Origin of the sequence: Paraburkholderia sp. J11-2 (assembly GCF_905220185.1) — a bacterium.
Lineage (GTDB): Bacteria > Pseudomonadota > Gammaproteobacteria > Burkholderiales > Burkholderiaceae > Paraburkholderia.
This window is the reverse complement of the sequence record NZ_CAJMYY010000022.1, coordinates 149,127-167,906: the sequence shown is the minus strand read 5'-3', so window position 1 is coordinate 167,906 and position 18,780 is coordinate 149,127. Positions and strand designations below refer to the sequence as shown.

14 protein-coding genes are annotated in these 18,780 nt (G+C 64.1%); 2 read left to right on the top strand and 12 right to left on the bottom strand.

What is annotated here, in order from left to right; all coding sequences use genetic code 11:
* Positions 1-373: 373 nt before the first annotated feature.
* The 6 genes from U5A57_RS28290 to U5A57_RS28265 all read right to left on the bottom strand — a co-directional run bounded on the left by U5A57_RS28290 (position 374) and on the right by U5A57_RS28265 (position 9,135).
* The gene (locus U5A57_RS28290; protein WP_321914933.1) at positions 374-1,465 is read right to left on the bottom strand and encodes a porin; all 1,092 of its coding nucleotides are present in this window, start codon (positions 1,463-1,465) and stop codon (positions 374-376) included.
* Between the two features lie 87 nt (positions 1,466-1,552).
* Complete coding sequence (locus U5A57_RS28285) at positions 1,553-2,095, bottom strand: hypothetical protein (protein WP_321914929.1); 543 nt, start codon at positions 2,093-2,095, stop codon at positions 1,553-1,555.
* 301 nt (positions 2,096-2,396) lie between these two features.
* A complete protein-coding gene (locus U5A57_RS28280; protein ID WP_321914928.1) occupies positions 2,397-5,450 on the bottom strand; it encodes an efflux RND transporter permease subunit in 3,054 nt (1,017 codons plus the stop codon).
* On the bottom strand, positions 5,447-6,586 hold the full coding sequence (locus U5A57_RS28275; RefSeq protein ID WP_321914927.1) for an efflux RND transporter periplasmic adaptor subunit: 1,140 nt from the start codon (positions 6,584-6,586) through the stop codon (positions 5,447-5,449). Before U5A57_RS28275 ends, U5A57_RS28280 begins: the two co-directional genes overlap by 4 nt.
* A 5-nt stretch (positions 6,587-6,591) precedes the next feature.
* Positions 6,592-8,064, bottom strand: coding sequence for a TolC family protein (locus U5A57_RS28270; RefSeq protein ID WP_321914926.1), 1,473 nt, complete (start codon positions 8,062-8,064; stop codon positions 6,592-6,594).
* Positions 8,065-8,217: 153 nt separating this feature from the next.
* Complete coding sequence (locus U5A57_RS28265; protein WP_321914925.1) at positions 8,218-9,135, bottom strand: class I SAM-dependent methyltransferase; 918 nt, start codon at positions 9,133-9,135, stop codon at positions 8,218-8,220.
* A 366-nt stretch (positions 9,136-9,501) separates the two neighbouring features.
* On the opposite strand from U5A57_RS28265, the gene U5A57_RS28260 reads away from it, so the two are divergent.
* On the top strand, positions 9,502-9,798 hold the full coding sequence (locus U5A57_RS28260; RefSeq protein WP_321914924.1) for a hypothetical protein: 297 nt from the start codon (positions 9,502-9,504) through the stop codon (positions 9,796-9,798).
* Between the two features lie 430 nt (positions 9,799-10,228).
* Here U5A57_RS28260 and U5A57_RS28255 read toward each other — a convergent pair whose 3' ends face one another.
* The gene (locus tag U5A57_RS28255) at positions 10,229-10,453 is read right to left on the bottom strand and encodes a hypothetical protein (protein WP_321914923.1); all 225 of its coding nucleotides are present in this window, start codon (positions 10,451-10,453) and stop codon (positions 10,229-10,231) included.
* Positions 10,454-10,781: 328 nt separating this feature from the next.
* On the opposite strand from U5A57_RS28255, the gene U5A57_RS28250 reads away from it, so the two are divergent.
* Positions 10,782-11,861 carry an MBL fold metallo-hydrolase gene (locus U5A57_RS28250; RefSeq protein ID WP_321914922.1) on the top strand — a complete coding sequence of 360 codons (1,080 nt, stop codon included), beginning with the start codon at positions 10,782-10,784 and terminating at the stop codon, positions 11,859-11,861.
* A gap of 137 nt (positions 11,862-11,998) precedes the next feature.
* On the opposite strand, the gene U5A57_RS28245 is transcribed toward U5A57_RS28250, so the two are convergent.
* From U5A57_RS28245 to U5A57_RS28225, 5 genes are all read right to left on the bottom strand, one after another.
* Complete coding sequence (locus tag U5A57_RS28245) at positions 11,999-12,940, bottom strand: electron transfer flavoprotein subunit alpha/FixB family protein (RefSeq protein ID WP_321914921.1); 942 nt, start codon at positions 12,938-12,940, stop codon at positions 11,999-12,001.
* Between the two features lie 10 nt (positions 12,941-12,950).
* Positions 12,951-13,700 carry an electron transfer flavoprotein subunit beta/FixA family protein gene (locus tag U5A57_RS28240; protein WP_321914919.1) on the bottom strand — a complete coding sequence of 250 codons (750 nt, stop codon included), beginning with the start codon at positions 13,698-13,700 and terminating at the stop codon, positions 12,951-12,953.
* A gap of 67 nt (positions 13,701-13,767) precedes the next feature.
* Entirely contained in the window at positions 13,768-14,922 is a 1,155-nt protein-coding gene (locus U5A57_RS28235) for a CaiB/BaiF CoA-transferase family protein (RefSeq protein WP_321914918.1), read from the bottom strand.
* 135 nt (positions 14,923-15,057) lie between these two features.
* Positions 15,058-16,731: an electron transfer flavoprotein-ubiquinone oxidoreductase gene (locus U5A57_RS28230; RefSeq protein WP_321914917.1), complete on the bottom strand. Its 1,674-nt coding sequence runs from the start codon at positions 16,729-16,731 to the stop codon at positions 15,058-15,060.
* 43 nt (positions 16,732-16,774) lie between these two features.
* Positions 16,775-18,565 (bottom strand): acyl-CoA dehydrogenase, encoded by a 1,791-nt coding sequence (locus tag U5A57_RS28225; RefSeq protein ID WP_321914916.1) that lies wholly within the window; start codon positions 18,563-18,565, stop codon positions 16,775-16,777.
* Between the last annotated feature and the right edge of the window lie 215 nt (positions 18,566-18,780).

The window sequence follows — 18,780 nt, the reverse complement described above, 5'->3', positions numbered from 1 at the left end:
CTTCGACAGCTTGACGATTGCATCGCCGGGACCCTGCAAGGCGGGTATCGGCCGCGATTCGACCGCAAATTTGCCCGGACCGTTGTAGACCAGTGCTTTCATGGCGCCTCCATCGACAAATGGAAATACGCCGGCTCGCCAAGCGCCCTCCTTTCGGTGCGCTGGCGTCCGGCGAGCCCGTCTTCCGCTGCAAGGTTTGCATATTTCGATGCACGGCGACTGCCGTGAGCGGAATCGAAAAAGCGACAACATCGCCCTTGCAATCACGATCGTAGTACTTACGACCGAGGGACCGCTATCCAATGTCCGATGGCCACGAAGTGATGGCGTGTACGTCTACGCGCTGCGCATGGTCTCGTTGCGCACGCGAACGCTAGAACAGATGCCGGATGCCGACCTGCACGCCGAATTCGCTCTGACCGGGTCCAGGCGTGAGGAACGAACCCGTCGTAATGCTGGCGCCCGCCATCTTGAACTGCGCGGTACCGTAGTTCTTCAATTCGGATACCGTGCCGTAGAGCCGCGTCCCCTTCGAAAGATCGTAGTTGACGATTGCCCCATATTGCAGGGCGTCGTTGCCAAGGTGCGTGCTGTCCTTGGTGTAGGCAGCACCCGCGCCCACGCTGAAGAACGGGGAGAACCGGTAGTCGGCCGAAAGCGAATACGTGCTGTGCCAGTCCCCGGCCGTGTTGCCAACCGGACCCACCGTCGGGTCATATTTGCCCGCGGGGTTGCTGAGCGCGTTGCCGGTGGTCGCGGAAATCACGTCGTTGGCGCGGAAGTAACCGACGTAGATACGCCCCCACCCGTAGTCGAGATTGCCGCCCGCCATGAATTCCTGCACACGGTTGGAGGCCGTGGCATTCGCCGCATTCAAATACGCGAGCGCGAGATAAACCGGACCCTGGGTGGTCTGCACGCCGGCCTGATACACCGCATTGCCCGCGAGCGTGCCGGGCTGTCCGCCCACTGAATAGTGCAGCTCGACCTGCGTGCCCACGAACTTCGGCGAGATCCACGCAATATCGTTGTCCACGCGCGCCAGCCAGTTCGCGAAGTTGTTGTAGCCCGAGGCGTAAGTGGCCGCGCTGAAGGCGTCCATATTGCCGCTCCAGGCGAACATCGGCGTGTTCTGCCGGCCGAAGCGCACCTCGCCGAACCCACCGCCCACACCGACCCACGCCTGTCGATCGAAGAAGCGATAGCTGTTCTGCAACTTGCCCGTGCCCGGATCGAAGCCGCTCTCCAGCGCGAAATTCACGCGGTAGCCCCCGCCTAAGTCCTCCGTGCCGCGCAAGCCCCACCGGCTCGTCATCAAGCCGTTATTGCCGAGCACGGCGAGCGACGTGGTCTTGCCGGCGACTTTCGTGTTCTGGTAGCCGGCGAACACGTCCAGCACGCCATAAAGCGTCACCGACGATTGCGCCATTGCCGGCGTACTGGCGATGATCGCCGCACTGATCACCGACAAACTAAGGATTCCTCTATTTAACGGCATCGTCATATTCCCCTGTTGTTAACTTTTTGATAGATCGGTGACGGTATTAAGGCGTCAGCGTGCGGGCCCGGTCGCGAGCATGCGCTTGACCACGAGTGCGAGCGGCACGGTGAAGCAAAAGTGCGACATGAAACCGCCGATGATGACGACCGGGTCGTAGTAGTTAGGATGGTTGTCGGATGCGATGCTGATCGCCACGTGCATGACGATCCAGGCAAAGATCGCGTAAAAGAGCGCGACGAACGTGGCCTCGTAGCCGCGGCGGCGGAAATACGGCCAGATCGCGGCGAACAGCACGCCCCAGCCAATGGCGAAGAAGAAATGGATGGCAGTCCCGAGGAAATACGCCCAGATGCCGAGCGCCTCCTGTACGCCCTTGCCGAACACGAGGCCGGTGGCGTTGCGGGGAATGCCCGCAAGCGGCATGAGATGCTGGGCGCCAACCCAGATCAGCGCCTCGTAAATCCAGATGATCACCGCGCCCGTCAAGCCGCCGGCAATGCCGGCGCGCACAATTGCACCGAGAGTCGGCTTGCCGTCGATTGCCGTTCTCGTTCCTTGATATCCACCCTCACCCACGCTTGCATTGCCGCTCATCGCCATCTCCTCTTGTATTCCTGCACGAAATGATTTTTCGTCAAGATAGAAACGGTGAAAGCGGAAAACTACATCGGGTTAACGGCAAGCGAGGGGCGCTCCACAAGCAAAAACGCGCGCGCAAGGCGTGCCCGTGGCTCACGACGAGCCGCGCAGCGCCAAGCTGGGCAAGGCTTCGCGCGGACTATCCCTCGAAGGCGGGAGTCCGGCAGACCAGGTTAGCGACCCGGCCGCCGATAAGAGAAATCGATACGGTGGAAACGACTTCGCAACGCCACGTCTGCAAACGCACGGCCGCCGCTCACCTGCCCTCCTTCAGCCGCAGCAGGAGGCGTAGCAGCACCGGCAGCACCAGCAGCACAAGCGGCATCTGCACGATCAGGCCCGAGATGATCGCAACGGCGAGCGGTTGCTGCATCGCGGAACCCTGGCCGATTGCGAAGGCAAGCGGCAGCAACGCGAGAATGGCTGCGATGGTCGTCATCGCGATGGGCCGCAGGCGGTTGCGGCCCGCGGCCTGCAACGCCTCCTCGAGCGGCATGCCTTCGTCGCGCACGAGCCCCTGAAACTCGGAGACATAGAAGATCGCCACCTCCGTCACGATGCCGACGATCATCGTCATGCCCATCATCGCGGAGATGTTCAGCTCGATGCCCGTCACCCACAGGCCGATGAAAACGGCGCCGGTGGCGAGCAGCGGCATCGCCATGACCGCGAGCGCCACACGAAAGCGTTCGTAGAGGAACAGCAGCAAGCCGAACACCAGCGCCACGGCTGCGCCGAATACCGCGAGCAGGCCTCTGAACGCGATCTGCTGTTGCTGGTACAACCCGCCAAGCTCGTAATAGACGCCCTTTGGCAGCAACGCGGAATCGGCGAGCGCGCGCTGCACGTCGGCGATGGTCGAGCCGAGGTCTCGACCATCAATGCGCGCCGTCACCGCCACCATGCGCTTGAGGTTGTCACGGCTGATCTCGGGCTGGCCGCTCACATGCACCGGGTCGGCAACGCGCGACAGCGCGAACACATGCCCGTCCGGCGCGCGCAACGGCAGGCGTGCGAGTTCGGTGTCCGTCATTTGCAGCGCGCCTTGCGCACGCACGCGCACGCCGACCGTCTTCGGGCCGTTCTGGAACTGCGTGGCGACGTTGCCGTCCAGCAGATCCGAGACCTGCTGCGCGATGGCCTGCGGGTCCATGCCCTCGGCAGCCGCCGCATCGGGACGGATGCGCAGGTCGATGGCGTCGCCGGCAGGGTTAATGCCGTCGTTCACGTCGACGATGCCGCCAATCTTGCCGATGCGTGCGGCCACACGCTGCGCCGTCTTGTCGAGCACGTTTTGGTCGTCCGAGTAGATCTTGATCTGCACGGGCTGGGGAACCGCCGTGAGGTCGCCGATCAGGTCCTCCATCAACTGCGCAAGCTCGACGCTCACACCAGGCACGTTTGATTCGATCTGCGAACGGATCTCCTCCATCACGGTGTCGATCGGCTCCCGGCTGCCCGACTTCAGCCGCACGAAAAAGTCACCCTTGTTGGGCTCGTTCAAGTCGCCGCCCAGTCCCGCGCCGGTGCGCCGCGAATAGGTGGCCACATTCGGATTCGCGCGAATGATCGCCTCGATTTGCTGCATCAGACGATCGGTTTCCGTGATCGACGTTCCCGGCTGCGTGTGATAGTCGAGCACGAAACCGCCCTCGTCCATCGACGGCATGAAGCCGCTCCCCACGCGCGTGAACGCAAGCGCCGACAGCAGCGCGAGCGGCACGACAAGCGCGAGCACCCACATGGGCCGCGCGCTCACGCGCGAGACGAGCCGCGCATAGGTCCGGTTCAGCCATGCGGCGAAACGCGTTTCGCGATGCTCCTCGGCGTCTTGCGCCGTGAGCCAGCGGTCGCAAAGAATCGGAATGGCAAGCCAGGTCACCAGAAACGAAATAAAGAGCGCGCTCGCCATTGTCACGGAAAGCGCCTTGAAAAACGCCCCCGTGACGCCCGAGAGAAACGCCAGCGGCACGAAGATGATCAGCGTTGCCGCTGAAGAGCCGGCGAGCGGCCGCGTGAATTCGAGCGCCGCGCTCATCACGCGGCCATGGAACGCTTGCGCGCCGGCTTCGCGCATGCGCCGCGCGATGTGCTCGATCATCACGATCGCATCGTCGATCACGAGGCCCACTGCCGCCGCCATCCCGCCTAGCGTCATGATGTTGAAGCCCATGCCGAACACGTCTAGCAGCAGAATCGTCGCGGCCATCACCACCGGCACGAGCGCCACGGCAATGAGCGTGATCTTCGTGTTGCGCAGGAACACGAAGAGCGTGAGCGCCGCGAGCACGATGCCAATCATGATGGCATCGCGCACGCTCGTGGCCGAGGCGATCACGAGTTCGCTCTGGTCGTACCAGTTCGCGAGCTTCACGCCTTGCGGCATCTGCGCGCCAAAGTCCTTGATGCGCGCGCGAATCGCTTGCGCCATCGCCACGCTGTTCGCGCCAGGCTGCTGAAAGACGTTGATCAGCACGGCGTCGTGACCATCGGCAGTCACGCGAATCCATTGCGGCACGGTCCCCCGAGCGACGGTGGCGACATCGCCGAGACGGATCTGCGTCGCGCCCGCGGAGGAAACGACTACGTTTTTCAGCGTATCGAGCCCGCTGAATGCCGAATTCGCTACGACGAGATAGAGCTTGTGGTGGTCCTCGATGCGGCCGGTGGCCATCAGCACGTTGCCCGCACCGATCGCGCGCGAGACATCGGCGACCGAAAGCTTGTACGCCGCGAGGCGCGCGGGATCGACGGCAACCTCGAGCTCGTCTCGCGCCCCGCCCGTCACGTCCACGCGTGCCACGCCCGCAACCGAGGAAAGCAGCGGACGCAACTGGAACTGCGCGAGATCGTAGAGTTGCGAGAGCGACAATCGCGACGACGTCAGGCTGTACGCGAGGACCGGAAACACCGTCGGATCCATGCGCCGCACCTGCATCGTGGTGCCGGGCGGCAGCGTGGCAAGGATCTCGGCGATGGCCGACTGTGCCTGCAACGTGGCTTGCGCCATGTCCGTGCCCCAGTCGAAATTCAGCGAGATCTCAGCCGCGCCGCGGCTCGTGCGGGATTCCACGTCGCGCACGTTCGGCACGCGCCGCAACGCCTCTTCCACCGGCATCGTGACGAGCGTCGCCATCTGTTCAGCGGGACGATCGCCCGCGTCGAGCGAGATCACGGCGCGCGGGAAAGACACGTTCGGAAAGAGCGAGATCGGCAGACGCAGCGCGGTGAGCGCACCGGCAAGCGCGGCAAGCGCGATCACGAACAGAAGCGAGCGCCGATGGCGCTGCATCCACTGGCTGAACGTCATCGCTTGCCGCCTTGCGCCACGCGCACGGCCATGCCGTCTTCGAGTTCGTAGTTGCCGACGACCACGAGCGGCCGCGAGGCGTCGAGCGCACCATCCACGCCGTACGTATTGCCATGCTCGACTTTCACGATCACATCGACACGGTGCGCATTGTTGTTCGGCGCAACCTGATACAGATAGCTGCCCTTCGCGTCCTGAAGCACCGAGGCGCGCGGCACGTTCCACCACGTGCCGGTCTGCGTGTCGATGTCGGCCCGCACGCGCGTGCCTGGCAGGAACGCGGTGCCCGTGAGCGGTACGTTCGCACCGACATTCACGAGCTGACTTTGCGCATCGATCGCTGCGCCAACGAGCACGACGCGCCCTTGTGCACGCTGCGAACCGAGCGCGGCGGACAGTGGGCGCAACACGACGCGGTCGCCGGCGCGCAGCGTGAGCGCGTCGGCCGGTTCAACGCCTAGCGTTATGTTCGCGGCATGGCTCGCGGGACCATCGGTTGCAACAAGCTGGGCGAGCGCCGTGCCCGCCTGGATCTGGTCGCCCGGCACGGCGGCAAGCTGCGCGACTACGCCGGCCACTGGCGCGGTGACGGTTTTCGAACCCGCGGCAATGCCCGTCGCGCGTTGTGCGGCGAGCGCCTGTTGTGCGTCGTCGAGCGCCTTTTGCGCGGCGGCCAACTGCGATTGCGTGGCAAGACCGTCGTGCAAAAGCGCGCCGGTGCGCGCGAGTTCGCCACGGGCGAGCGTCGCGGCGCTCTGTGCCTGGGTATAGGCGATCACGGCGTTCGGATCGGCTTGCACGACGAAGAGCGGCGCGCCGCGCGCGACGGTTTGTCCGGACTGTACGAGCACGCGCGTGACGCGTGCGAGATACGGAAGGCTGACGGTCGTGGCGTTCGAGGCGGCCGATGCAACCGAGCCGAAAGCGACAACGGTTTGAGAAACCGGCTCGCGCGTCACGTGCACGACCTGCACGGCAGCAGAAGGCGCAGGCGCGCTGCCCGTCGTGCCGGTGTCGTCTGCCCGCGCGGCATGCGGTGCGAACAGCACTGCGCTGGCAGCGAGCGCGGCCGCCCCGCCGAGTACGCAGACGGCGACACGCGTACGCGTGCCGCAAAGGAAGCGTTGGTCAGTCATAGGGATCAACGTGCGACGAAGGTGTTGGAGGACGCGCTCTCAGCAGTGGCGCCTCGCGCGGGCGGAGTCCGATACGGATCGGGAATCGCACTGCCGAGCAGCGCCTGGAGGCCAATGCGTTGTTCCGCTAGTGCTTCGCGCGCGGTGGCGGCGTCGATACGGCGCGCGAGCGCCGCGCTTTGCGCATCGACGTACTGCCCAAGCACGATGTTGCGCGCCGCATAGGCGTTGGCCGCCTGCGCGGCGGCGCGCTCGAGCGCTGGCAGCGCGGCGTCGTCCTGATCGAGCTGATGCGTGGCGATCGCGCTGTCCGCACGCAGGTGCGCGATATCCGCGTAAGCCGCGTTCAGGCGGGTCTGGTATTCGTCCGCCAGGCGCTGTCGCGTCGCTTGCTCGATGGCGATATTGCCGCGATTGCGATTGAATACCGGCAACGTGAGATTGATTGCGAAGCCGCTCGTGTAGATTTCCGAAGTGTCGCGCTGCCGTGTAAAGCCCACCGAGAGGCTCGGGAACTGGCTCAAGATTGCGGCGCGGTACTTCTGCTCCTGCGCTTCGTAGCCGGCCTGAAACGCAATCAGATCGGGACGGCGCTGCGCCAGCATCGCAATGGCGGAATCGAGTGTGCCATCGGCTAGCGGCGTGACTGTCGTGTCGCCTGCAAGCGCCAGCGTCGTGTCGGGCGCGAGTCCGAGCAGCGCGTTGAGGTCGTGGTGCGTCTGCTCGCGCGCGCGTTGCATATCGGTGTATTGCTTGCGCGCGTCTTCGTATGCGGTGAGCGACGCAGTGACAAGGTCAGCCGTCACGTTGTGCTCGCTTGCCGCGCGCGCGGAGCGTTCGTAACGCGTGCGGGCCAGCTCCGTCTGCTGCCCGAGCAGCGGCAACACCTCGTCCTGGAAGCGCGCTCTCACGTACAGTTGCTTGGCCTGCGCCACGACCTGCCACTCCTGCCAGAGCAGACCGAGGTCGGTCTTGCGAACCGTGGCGTTGGCGGATTTCGTGTTCGCGCCACGCGTGAGAATCGCCATCACGTCCATGCTCAGGCCATAGCTGAACGCGCGCGAGAGCCCCACAGCGCCTGGATAGTCGCTGGAAATGCTCACCTGTGGGTCTGGCAGGAGTCCTGCCGAAAACGCCTGCGCTTGCGCAATGCCAAGATCGTCGCGCGCAAGTTTCAGGTCGGGATTATTGGCGACGGCCAGCATCGCGACGTCTTCGATGTCAAAGCCGTCCGTCGGATCGAAGCGATGTGCTGCAAGCTCGGGCAACGGCATTTTCGCGGGATCGATCTGAACCCGTGCAAGCGCGTCCTGCTTGATCAACGAAGGCCCGGTAGCCAATGGCTGCACCATGTAGCTTGCGCATCCGGCAAGCAGCGCGGCGCCCGATGTCAAAGCGACGAGCGTGGCACGCGAGCTAACAGGAATGGAGAGACGAAAGACGCGCGGCAACGTCGCGCGAGACTGCGGACTGGGCAAAATGCACTCCTTGAGCCAATCCCGCGCTGCATGAATGCGCGAGCCTGAACCTGAACGCAGACACCACACGTTCGTGGCGTAGCGTCAGGCATGCGGCGCATTCTGCAGGGTATACGCTTATGCAATCCTTAAGCAGGCGTTCGGGTGCGATACCTACGGCTTTTTCGCCGTCAGATACGCAATGCGCTCCGCGCCGAGCTGCGCCCCGCTTTCGAAAATCGCACGCATGCGAGCTTCCAGGTACATGCGCTCATCGCCGGTAAACTCCTTCTCGAAGACCTCTTCCAGACTGGGCGCCAGCGGGTGAGGCGAGGTACGGCGAAACGTTTCCCAGGGAAGACTGTCTTCCGTTCGCACTTCGATGTGCAATTCCAGATGAATGTCTGTGAATCCCGCGTCGATCGCGAAGCGCACAAGGTCGCGCTCACCGTAGTTTGTAATCGGCAGCGCGCGCGCTTTCTCCTCCGTGTCGGGGAACTGTGCCGCCCGGCATCGAAGCAGCAAGGGAAAGAACGGATCCTCGGTGTTGAATGCACGGGCATCGACCAGTTGCTTGAGCATGCAGACCTCAAGCGCTTCGTCGCGCAAAATCGGCTCCGCGATGGCAAAGCGAGCGCCTGGCTTGAGTATTCGATAGAGCTCTCGCATCGCAGCGGGCTTGTCTTCCACATACGCGAGAACCGCGCGCATCGTGGCGGCATCGACCGCGTCATTGGCAATGCCTTCCAGCTTCTCGGCGCTGCCGTGCGTGAATGCGCACTGCCCTCTCACACCCAGACTTCTGGCGGTCTCTTCCGTGTGCCGCAGCAACGCAGGCGAAACATCGGTCATGAGCACCCTCAGCGAGGCGCCGGCCCGTTCGATCGCGCGAAACCCCACGAGACCATCACCCGTGCCGATGTCGGCCAGTGTCATGCCCGGACGAAGGCGAACGTAATCCAGGACGCGGTCTGCGTATTTCGTGATCTCAGCACGGACCTCGTGCTCATGGGCGCGATCGTCGCCATGACGCTGCCGGAGCACCCATGTGGACCAGTTATCGTGAGTCACGTTGTTCGTAAGCGGCAGCAAGATAGATTTCCAGAGAAAACTTGAAAGATCTGCGGGATGGTAGCTTTGGATTCTGATGAACTCCTTATCGAAGCGATATTCCCGACGTGGAGTCCCTATTTTTTCGATGGCAAAGTTTTACCCGCCTTTTACCTGAATAAAAGTCGCTTTCATTCCAGAAATTGCGGGCGAAGGCTTCGACAGGCAGGCGTACCAAGGCTTGAGGGCGAGGCATTATGAATGGCGTCGACGCGAATTGAACCGTAGCTTATGCGAGCCTTAATTTGACTCCTTTTCACGAAATAAATACTGCTTAAGTATTTGGAAGGTGCTCCGATAAACCGTGCGCTGTTCGCGGTTTTTCTCTCTTTCTTTGGAGACCTTCTAATGACAATCCAGGCAGTTTCTAGCCAACCCGCCACTGCAACTGTGGCGAATACCGGCGCGCAGAACCAGCAGGCGACTGCCGCTGCGCAACCGGCCAGCACGACGCAGACGCAGTCCACTACGACGACACCGAGTTCGACGCCGTCGGCTTCCTATGCCGTCACGATCAGCAACGCCGCACGCGCTGCATTGGCCGAAGCCACCGAATCATCGGTGCAGACCGCGCAAGAAGCCAACCGCGGAGATCATCAGGCTCAACGCCTGCTTGCGAAGGAGCAGGCCAACAAGATTGGATGACGAGCGAAGCATGTGACAGAGGCTGTCTGACGACCGCTATGCACGCGCGTTTGTGATCCGCTTGCACGTCGCGCGAAAGCCGCGACGTGCAAGCCTGCCGCTTTTCAGCAAAATCGCTACACACGCTCCATACGAGGTAGCAAAAACATGCTGTTGCGATAACTATTCTTATCACAATGCATCGATAACTTATGAAAACTCGCCGCTCCAGAAACGTGCCAGAGTCGGCCGCCGCGTAGCCTGCAAGCGGCGTCCTGAACGCGAACCAGGGGATTGCCTGCGTCGCGGCCAGCCATGGCAGCCGCAGGACGAGCGAAGAAGGCGGGGAATGATGTGAGCGGCGCCATGCGCCCGGCGGCGCCACGCAGAACTTCATCTGCTGCATGTGCCGCAAAGAGATTGCGCGAACGCGCTTATCGCATGCGCGATTTCAGGACGCGAACGCGAGCGCCGCGTCTACCGGAAGATTTTCGAGCGCACGGCTGCCGTCGCGCAGCGCTTCGCTCTCGCCGTTGAAGGCCGTTTCGCTGTACGCGATGAGCTTGAAGCCACTACCCGCGCTGCGAGGGATGGTGATGCCCCAATGCCACCCTCCTTCCTGTTCGAAGACGTGCAGCTTTGGCGATGCATGCGATAGGTTTGATCGAGTCGTCATGTCACGCCCTCCTTTGCGAAAGCGTCGAGGTAGCCGGCAGACCAAGTCAGTGTAGGCATCATTTTGTTGCGGCGCAATAAATATCGACGTTGAGGGGCGATGCTACGCCATCCGGCGTCGTCATCTGGCAACAAAGCGAAACAGGCGGCAACGAGACGCAACAAGCGGAAACAAAAGTAAACAGGTGTGGGCAGTACGAAGTCGTGCCTCAGGCTCGCGCGTCATGCACTCTGCCCCCCAAACGAAGGTGGGCGGCCACGCCGCGTTCGCGCTATCCTGCGCGATGCGCGCAAGTTTGCGCGCCCCATTTCCTTATGTGCCACGAAGCATGACCGAACGCACCGAAGACCTCTCCCACAGCCCGCAAACGGCGCTGCGCTACCCTTACGCAGAACCGCCTGCGCCCGGTTCGACCCTCGAGATCGCGCCGGGCGTGCGCTGGCTGCGCATGCCGCTGCCCTGGGCGCTCGACCACATCAACGTGTGGCTCATCGACGAGGCCGACGGTTGCGCGGTCATCGATACGGGCGCACGCACGGACGCTGCCACGGACGTGTGGCGCGCGATCCTCGCGCAAGGCGGCGAGGCGCGAGCGGCCTCCCGCGTGACGCGCGTGCTGGCCACGCATATGCACCCCGATCATGTGGGCATGGCCGGCTGGCTCACGCGCGCATTCGACTGCCGGCTCTGGATGACGCGCACTGAGTACTTCAACTGCCGCGTGGCCGCCGCCGACACGGGCCGCGAAGCGCCCGCCGACGCGCTCGACTTTTATCGCCGCGCGGGCTGGAGCGAGTCGGCAATCGATGTCTACCGCGCGCGTTTTGGCCGCTTTGGCCAGTATATCCACGCACTGCCAGAAAGCTTCCGGCGCCTGCAGGACGGCGAGGTCGTGCGCATCGGCGCGCACGACTGGCGCGTGATCGTCGGCATGGGGCATTCGCCGGAACACGCCTGCTTCTACTGCCCGGCGCTCAAGCTATTCGTTTCCGGCGACCAGGTGCTCCCACGCATCTCCTCGAACGTCTCGGTTTATCCGATCGAGCCCGACGCGGACCCCATGGCCCAGTGGTACGCCTCGTTCGACAAACTGCAACGCGAAGTGCCCGACGATGTGCTCGTGCTTCCCTCGCATAACGACTGCTTTTACGGGCTCCACGCGCGCATCGAGCGTTTGCGCCAGGGGCAGGACAAGAGCCTCGCACGTCTGCGCGCAACGCTCGCCGAACCACGCCGCGCCGTGGACGTGTTCGGTGCGCTGTTCGCGCGGCGCATTGGCGAGGACGATCTCGCGCAGATGAGCCTCGCGACCGGCGAGAGCCTTGCGTGCCTGAACTACCTGACCTACCGCGGCGAAGTGAAACGCGAACTGCGCGACGACGGCATGTACTGGTATTCACTCACGTAAAAAAACGCGGGCATAAAAAATGGCAGGCAAGGCGCATCGCACCCTGCCTGCCACAAGCCGCATCGACGGCACGCACCGGAAAACCCGGAAAATTTTCGGCGCGGCCAGTGACGCTTGCACTGGCCGCAACGCTTCGCCTAGAGCGTCGCCACCAGTTCAGGCACTGCCTCGAACAGGTCCGCTTCGAGGCCGAAATCGGCCACACTGAAGATCGGCGCTTCGGCATCCTTATTGATCGCCACGATCACCTTCGAGTCCTTCATGCCCGCGAGATGCTGGATCGCGCCGGAAATGCCGCACGCGATGTACACCTGAGGCGCGACGATCTTGCCGGTCTGCCCCACTTGCCAGTCGTTCGGAGCGAAGCCGGCATCCACGGCTGCGCGGCTCGCGCCAAGCGCGGCGCCGAGCTTGTCGGCGAGCGGCGTGAGCACGGCGTTGAACTTCTCGCTGCTGCCAAGCGCCCGACCGCCGCTCACGACGATGCGCGCATCCGCAAGCTCGGGCCGCTCGCTCTTCGTCACAACGCGTTCGACGAACGCGCTCAGGCCGCTGTCCGCAACCGCTGCGACACTTTCGACCTGTGCGGCGCCGCCCTGCGCCGCTGCATCGAAGCCCGTCATGCGCACCGTGAGGATCTTCACTGCTTCGGCGCTTTGCACGGTCTGAATCGCGTTACCCGCGTAGATTGGCCGCTCGAACGTGTCCGCGCTCACCACGCGCGTGATCTCGGAGATCTGCGCGACGTCCAGCAGCGCGGCCACGCGAGGCGCGACGTTCTTGCCCGCACTCGTGGCGGCAAAAAGGATGTGGCCATAATTGGCGGCCACGGCCAGCACTTGCGCGGCGACGTTTTCGGCGAGCGAATCGGCGAGTGCCGCGCCATCCGCGTGGAGCACCTTCGCAACCCCCGCAATGCGCGACGCTGCCTCTGCCGCGCCTGCCGCGTTGTGACCCGCCACCATCACGTGCACGTCATCGCCGCATTGGAGGGCGGCCGTCACCGTGTTGAGGGTGGCCGACTTGATCGAGACGTGGTCGTGCTCGGCGACGACCAGAACCGGTTTACCAGCAGTCATTTGCTTTCCTTCAGATCACTTTCGCTTCGTTCTTCAGCTTCGCGACGAGCGTCGCGACGTCGGGCACCTTGACGCCGGCCGCGCGGCCCGCCGGCTCCGCGGTCTTGAGCGTGGTGAGGCGCGGCGCGACGTCCACGCCGAGTTGCGCGGGCGTGGTCGTGTCGAGCGGCTTTTTCTTGGCCTTCATGATGTTGGGGAGCGTCGCGTAGCGCGGCTCGTTCAGGCGCAAGTCGGTCGTCACGATGGCCGGCAGCGCAAGCTGCACGGTCTCGAGGCCGCCGTCGATTTCGCGCGTCACGCGTGCTTTGCCCTCTGCGATCTCGACCTTGCTCGCGAACGTCGCCTGCGGGCGCGCGGTGAGCGCGGCCAGCATCTGGCCCGTCTGGTTGCAGTCATCGTCGATGGCCTGCTTGCCGAGGATCACGAGTTGCGGCGCTTCATTCTCGATCAGCGCCTTGAGGAGCTTGGCGACGGCGAGCGGTTCGAGCGCGGCGTCCGTTTCGATCAGCACGCCACGGTCGGCGCCGATCGCCATGGCCGTGCGCAGCGTTTCCTGGCACGCGGCGGGACCGCACGACACGGCGACCACCTCGCTCGCCACGCCCTGCTCCTTCAACCGCACGGCCTCCTCAACGGCGATTTCGTCGAACGGATTGATGCTCATCTTGACGTTCGCGAGATCGACGCCCGAGCCGTCCGCCTTGACGCGAACCTTCACGTTGGCGTCCACCACGCGTTTGATTGCTACCAACACCTTCATGTCTTCCTCCAGATCGATACATTCGATGCCGCTGCTCGATACGCACAATCGCGCCGTGCAGCGTCACTTACTCCTGATAACCGAGCCCATGCTCTCGCATGCGCGCAATCGTCCCTTCGTCGAAGCCCCAGTCGAGCAGCGCGGCAAGGCCGTGTTCGCCTCGCGCCGGTGGCTGGCGGCCGATGGCCGAAGGCGTAGCCGAGAAGCGCGGCGCGGGCGCCGGCTGCACGACGCCGTGCGCCTCGATGAAGCTTGCGCGCGCAACGTTGTGCGGATGCCTCGGCGCTTCGGAAAAGCCCAGCACGGGCGCGACGCAGGCGTCGCTTCCCTCGAACACGGCGCACCATTCGTCGCGTGTACGCGTGAGGAACGCCGCCTCGAAATGCTGCCGCAGCACGGGCCAACCGTTACGGTCGTGCTGCTTCGGCAGGTCGGCATGGGCAAGCCCGAGTTTATCGAGCAACTGCGCATAGAAGCGCGATTCCACCGCGCCCACCGCCATGTAGTGGCCATCTTTCGTGAGATAGCTGTCGTACCAGGGCGTGCCGCCGTCGAGCAGATTGCTCTCGCGTGCTTCGCGCCAGTTGCCGGACGCGATCAGCCCCCACACGATCGAGCCGAGTTGCGCCGCGCCCTCGACCATGGCCGCGTCCACCACCTGGCCCGCGCCGCCGCGCTGCACGTTGCATAGCGCCGCCACCACACCGAGCGCGAGCAGCATGCCGCCGCCGCCATAGTCGCCCACGAGGTTCAGCGGCGGCACCGGCGCCTCTCCTGCGCGCCCGATGCCGGAAAGCACGCCCGATAGCGCGATGTAGTTGAGGTCGTGGCCGGCGCGCTGTGCGAGCGGCCCGCTCTGCCCCCAGCCGGTCATGCGGCCATAGACGAGTTTCGGATTGCGCGCGAGCGCCGCTTCGGGGCCGAGACCCAACCGCTCCATTGCGCCGGGGCGAAAGCCCTCGATGAGGACATCGGCCTCGGCAATCAGGTCCAGTGCGACCTGTGCCGCTTCGGGACGCTTGAGGTCGAGCGTGATCGAGCGGCGGCCGCGCCCCGTCACATCCACATGCACGCCATCGCGCTTCGGCCCGAGATCGTCGGGGGCAACGGGCCGGTTCACGCGGATGATGTCCGCCCCCATGTCGGCCAGCAGCATCGTGCCGAAGGGAGCCGGGCCGATTGCCTCGAACTCCAGCACGCGAAAACCGCTCAATACGCCCATTCCCTGTCTCCGTTGCGTTGTTGCCGTCACGATGAACATACGGCAAACCGTCGCAGTTGAACCCACCCGGTAGCGGTGGGTGGAGCCGGCGCAAGGGAATGGTTCTACAAGGGGCGCGAACGCGCGGCCCCGCGCTTACATGTTCGGATAGTTCGGACCGCCGCCGCCTTCCGGCGTGACCCACACGATGTTCTGCGTCGGGTCCTTGATGTCGCAGGTCTTGCAGTGCACGCAGTTCTGCGCGTTGATCTGCAGACGATGGTCGTCCTGCTCGTCCTTCACGAACTCATAGACGCCTGCGGGGCAAAAGCGCGCCTCGGGGCCGGCGTAAGTCGTGAGGTTGATACCGACGGGCACGCTCGCATCCTTGAGCGTCAAGTGCGCGGGCTGATTCTCTTCGTGGTTCGTGTTCGAGATGAACACCGAGGAGAGCCGGTCGAACGTGAGCTTGCCATCAGGTTTCGGATACTCGATTGGCTTGCACTGCGAAGCCGGTTTCAGCATCTCGTGATCGCGGTGCTGGTGATGCAGCGTCCACGGCACGTTGCCGCCCAGCAGCTTCTGCTCGATGCCCACCATCAGCGTGCCGAGATACAGGCCCTTGCTCATCCACTGCTTGAAGTTGCGCGCCTTGTACAGCTCCGTGTAGAGCCACGACTGCTTGAACGCTTCGGGGTACGCCGCGAGTTCATCGCTCTGGCGGCCGGCCTGCACGGCTTCGAACGCCGCATCTGCGGCCAGCATGCCGGTCTTGATCGCCGCGTGGCTGCCCTTGATGCGCGAGGCGTTCAGGAAGCCCGCGTCGTCGCCCACGAGCGCGCCGCCCGGGAACACGAGCTTGGGCAGCGACATCAGGCCGCCTGCGGTGATCGCGCGTGCGCCATACGACACGCGCTTGCCGCCTTCGAGGTACTTGCGGATTTCCGGGTGCGTCTTGTAACGCTGGAACTCTTCAAACGGCGAAAGGTACGGGTTCTGGTATGCGAGACCGACAACGAAGCCCACCATCACCTGGTTGTTGTCGGTGTGGTAGAGGAACGAGCCGCCATACGTATCGGATTCGAGCGGCCAGCCGGCCGTGTGGATCACGAGGCCCGGCTGGTGCTTCGCCGGATCGATCTCCCACAGTTCCTTGATGCCGAGGCCGTAGACCTGCGGGTCCGAATCCTTGCCCAGCTTGAACTTCTCGTTCAGTTGACGGCCCAGGTGACCGCGGCAGCCTTCGCAGAACAGCGTGTATTTGGCGTGCAGCTCCATGCCGAGCTGGAAGTTCTCGGTAGGCTCGCCGTCCTTGCCGACACCCATGTTGCCGGTGGCGACGCCCTTCACGGAACCATCGTCGTTGTAGAGCACTTCCGCAGCTGGAAAACCGGGGAAGATTTCCACGCCCAGCGCCTCGGCCTGCTGGCCCAGCCAGCGCGTGACATTGGCGAGGCTGATGACGTAATTGCCGTGGTTCTTGAAGTTGTCGGGCAGCGCCCAGTTCGGCACGCCCTTCGCGCCGGTCTCCGTGAGAAACAGGAACTTGTCCTCAGTCACGGGCACGTTCAGCGGTGCGCCCTGTTCCTTCCAGTCCGGCATCAGCTCGTTCAGGGCACGCGGATCCATGACCGCGCCCGAGAGGATATGCGCCCCGATTTCCGAGCCCTTTTCCAGCACGCAAACGCCGATTTCAGCGCCTTTTTCCGCGGCCAGCTGCTTCAGGCGGATCGCAGCGGACAGCCCGGCGGGGCCACCGCCGACGATCACGACGTCGTATTCCATCGACTCACGTGGGCCGTACTGCGCAATCAGATCACTCGACGACATATCCTCTTCCTTGCTTGCTAACTGAGCGCCCTAAACCGCTCTATCAAAACTGCACTTCGCTCAGCGCGAGCACGCCAGCGTCGCCCTTTGCGGCCAGGATCGACGTTTCGAGGGCGCCTGCCTGCGGGAGAATGTGCTCTGCGTAGAACTGCGCGATCGCGATCTTCGCGCCGTGGAACTCGGCGTCGTTCGCGAGTTCGCGTTGCGACACGAGCAGCGCGCGCGCCATTTGCCAGCCGCACAGCACGATGCCCGCAAGCTTCAGATACGGCACGCTGCCAGCGAACACCGCGTTCGGGTCGCTCTTGACGTTCGCAACCACGTAGTCGACGACGTTCGCCAGCGAACGCGCGCCCTTTTCCAGCTGCTCGCGCATCGATGCCGCTGCCGCGCCGCCGGCCTGCCCGAGTTCTTCGGCAGTGCGTGCGATCTCGCCAAGCAACGCCTTCGCCACCGCGCCGCCGTCGCGCACCGTCTTGCGGCCGACCAGGTCGTTCGCCTGAATCGCCGTGGTGCCTTCGTAGATCGCGAGAATGCGCGCGTCGCGGTAGTACTGCGCGGCGCCCGTTTCCTCGATGAAGCCCATGCCGCCATGCACCTGGACGCCGAGGCTCGTCACCTCGTTGACCATTTCCGTGCTCCAGCCCTTCACGATCGGCACGAGGTATTCGTAGATCGCGAGATTGCGGGCGCGCACTTCAGGGTCGGCGTGGTAGTGCGCGTTGTCGCTATAGGCCGCGGCGACATAAGCGAGCGCACGGGCGCCTTCGGTCATCGCGCGCATCGAGCCGAGCATGCGGCGCACGTCCGGATGATGAATGATGGTCGCCGACTGCTTGAGCGAGCCGTCGACGGGGCGGCTCTGCACACGCTCCTTCGCGTACGCCACGGCCTTCTGGTACGCGCTTTCCGCGACGCCCACGCCCTGCATGCCCACGCCAAAGCGCGCCGCGTTCATCATGATGAACATGTATTCGAGGCCGCGATTCTCCTCGCCCACGAGATAGCCGATCGCGCCGCCATGGTCGCCGTATTGCAGCACGGCCGTCGGGCTTGCCTTGATACCGAGCTTGTGTTCGATCGACACGCAATGCACGTCGTTGCGCGCGCCGAGCGAGCCGTCGTCGTTCACGAGGAACTTCGGCACCACGAAGAGCGAAATGCCTTTCACGCCTTCGGGTGCGTTGGGGGTGCGCGCCAGCACGAGGTGAACGATGTTCTCCGCCATGTCGTGCTCGCCCCACGTAATGAAGATCTTCGTGCCGAAGACCTTGTACGTGCCGTCACCCTGCGGTTCGGCGCGCGAGCGCACGAGTGCGAGGTCGGAGCCGGCCTGCGGCTCGGTGAGGTTCATCGTGCCGGTCCAGTCACCCGAGATGAGCTTCGGCACGTAGCGCGCCTTCAGTTCCTCGCTGCCCGCGGTGAGCAGCGCCTCGATGGCGCCGTCGGTCAACAGCGGGCACAGCGCGAACGAGAGGTTCGCCGCGTTGAGCATTTCGATGCAAGGCGTGGCGATCAGCTTGGGCAGCGCCTGGCCGCCGAACTCGGACGGATGCTGCAGACCCTGCCAGCCGCCCTCGACATACTGGCGGAACGCGAGCGCGAAGCCCGGCGTTGCCGTGACCTCGCCGTCGCGCCAGCTGCTCGGCGTGCGGTCGCCTTCCACGTTCAGCGGCGCGATGACTTCGCCGGAGAGCTTCGCGCACTCGTCCAGCACGGCCTGTGCGGTGTCGAAACCAGCGTCCTCGAAACCCGGCAGGGTTGCGACGGCGTCGATGCCGGCCAGCTCTTTCAGCACGAACAGCATGTCCTTGACGGGGGCGTTGTAGCTCATGATCGGTCCTTCCAGTCACTCAGGGGTCAAAATGGATGCGCCGCCGGGCCTGGGATGTCTGGGTGGCCACGTTGCGGCAGTACAGGACGGATCGTAGCGGCAATCGGTCGCCAGACCACTGTCCAAACCGGACCACATGGTGACAATTCTGGCCACGCTATTGGCCGCTGTGCCCACCCATCATGGGTGGGCGTGCGCGCTTTGTGGCGGGCGGC

Excerpts from the sequence above, each read along its gene's own strand:
- U5A57_RS28285 (WP_321914929.1), bottom strand. The coding sequence starts at position 2,095 with ATGAGCGGCAATGCAAGCGTGGGTGAGGGTGGATATCAAGGAACGAGA.
- U5A57_RS28280 (WP_321914928.1), bottom strand. The coding sequence starts at position 5,450 with ATGACGTTCAGCCAGTGGATGCAGCGCCATCGGCGCTCGCTTCTGTTC.
- U5A57_RS28275 (WP_321914927.1), bottom strand. The coding sequence starts at position 6,586 with ATGACTGACCAACGCTTCCTTTGCGGCACGCGTACGCGTGTCGCCGTC.
- U5A57_RS28260 (WP_321914924.1), top strand. The coding sequence starts at position 9,502 with ATGACAATCCAGGCAGTTTCTAGCCAACCCGCCACTGCAACTGTGGCG.
- U5A57_RS28255 (WP_321914923.1), bottom strand. The coding sequence starts at position 10,453 with ATGACGACTCGATCAAACCTATCGCATGCATCGCCAAAGCTGCACGTC.
- U5A57_RS28250 (WP_321914922.1), top strand. The coding sequence starts at position 10,782 with ATGACCGAACGCACCGAAGACCTCTCCCACAGCCCGCAAACGGCGCTG.
- U5A57_RS28245 (WP_321914921.1), bottom strand. The coding sequence starts at position 12,940 with ATGACTGCTGGTAAACCGGTTCTGGTCGTCGCCGAGCACGACCACGTC.
- U5A57_RS28240 (WP_321914919.1), bottom strand. The coding sequence starts at position 13,700 with ATGAAGGTGTTGGTAGCAATCAAACGCGTGGTGGACGCCAACGTGAAG.
- U5A57_RS28235 (WP_321914918.1), bottom strand. The coding sequence starts at position 14,922 with ATGGGCGTATTGAGCGGTTTTCGCGTGCTGGAGTTCGAGGCAATCGGC.
- U5A57_RS28230 (WP_321914917.1), bottom strand. The coding sequence starts at position 16,731 with ATGTCGTCGAGTGATCTGATTGCGCAGTACGGCCCACGTGAGTCGATG.
- U5A57_RS28225 (WP_321914916.1), bottom strand. The coding sequence starts at position 18,565 with ATGAGCTACAACGCCCCCGTCAAGGACATGCTGTTCGTGCTGAAAGAG.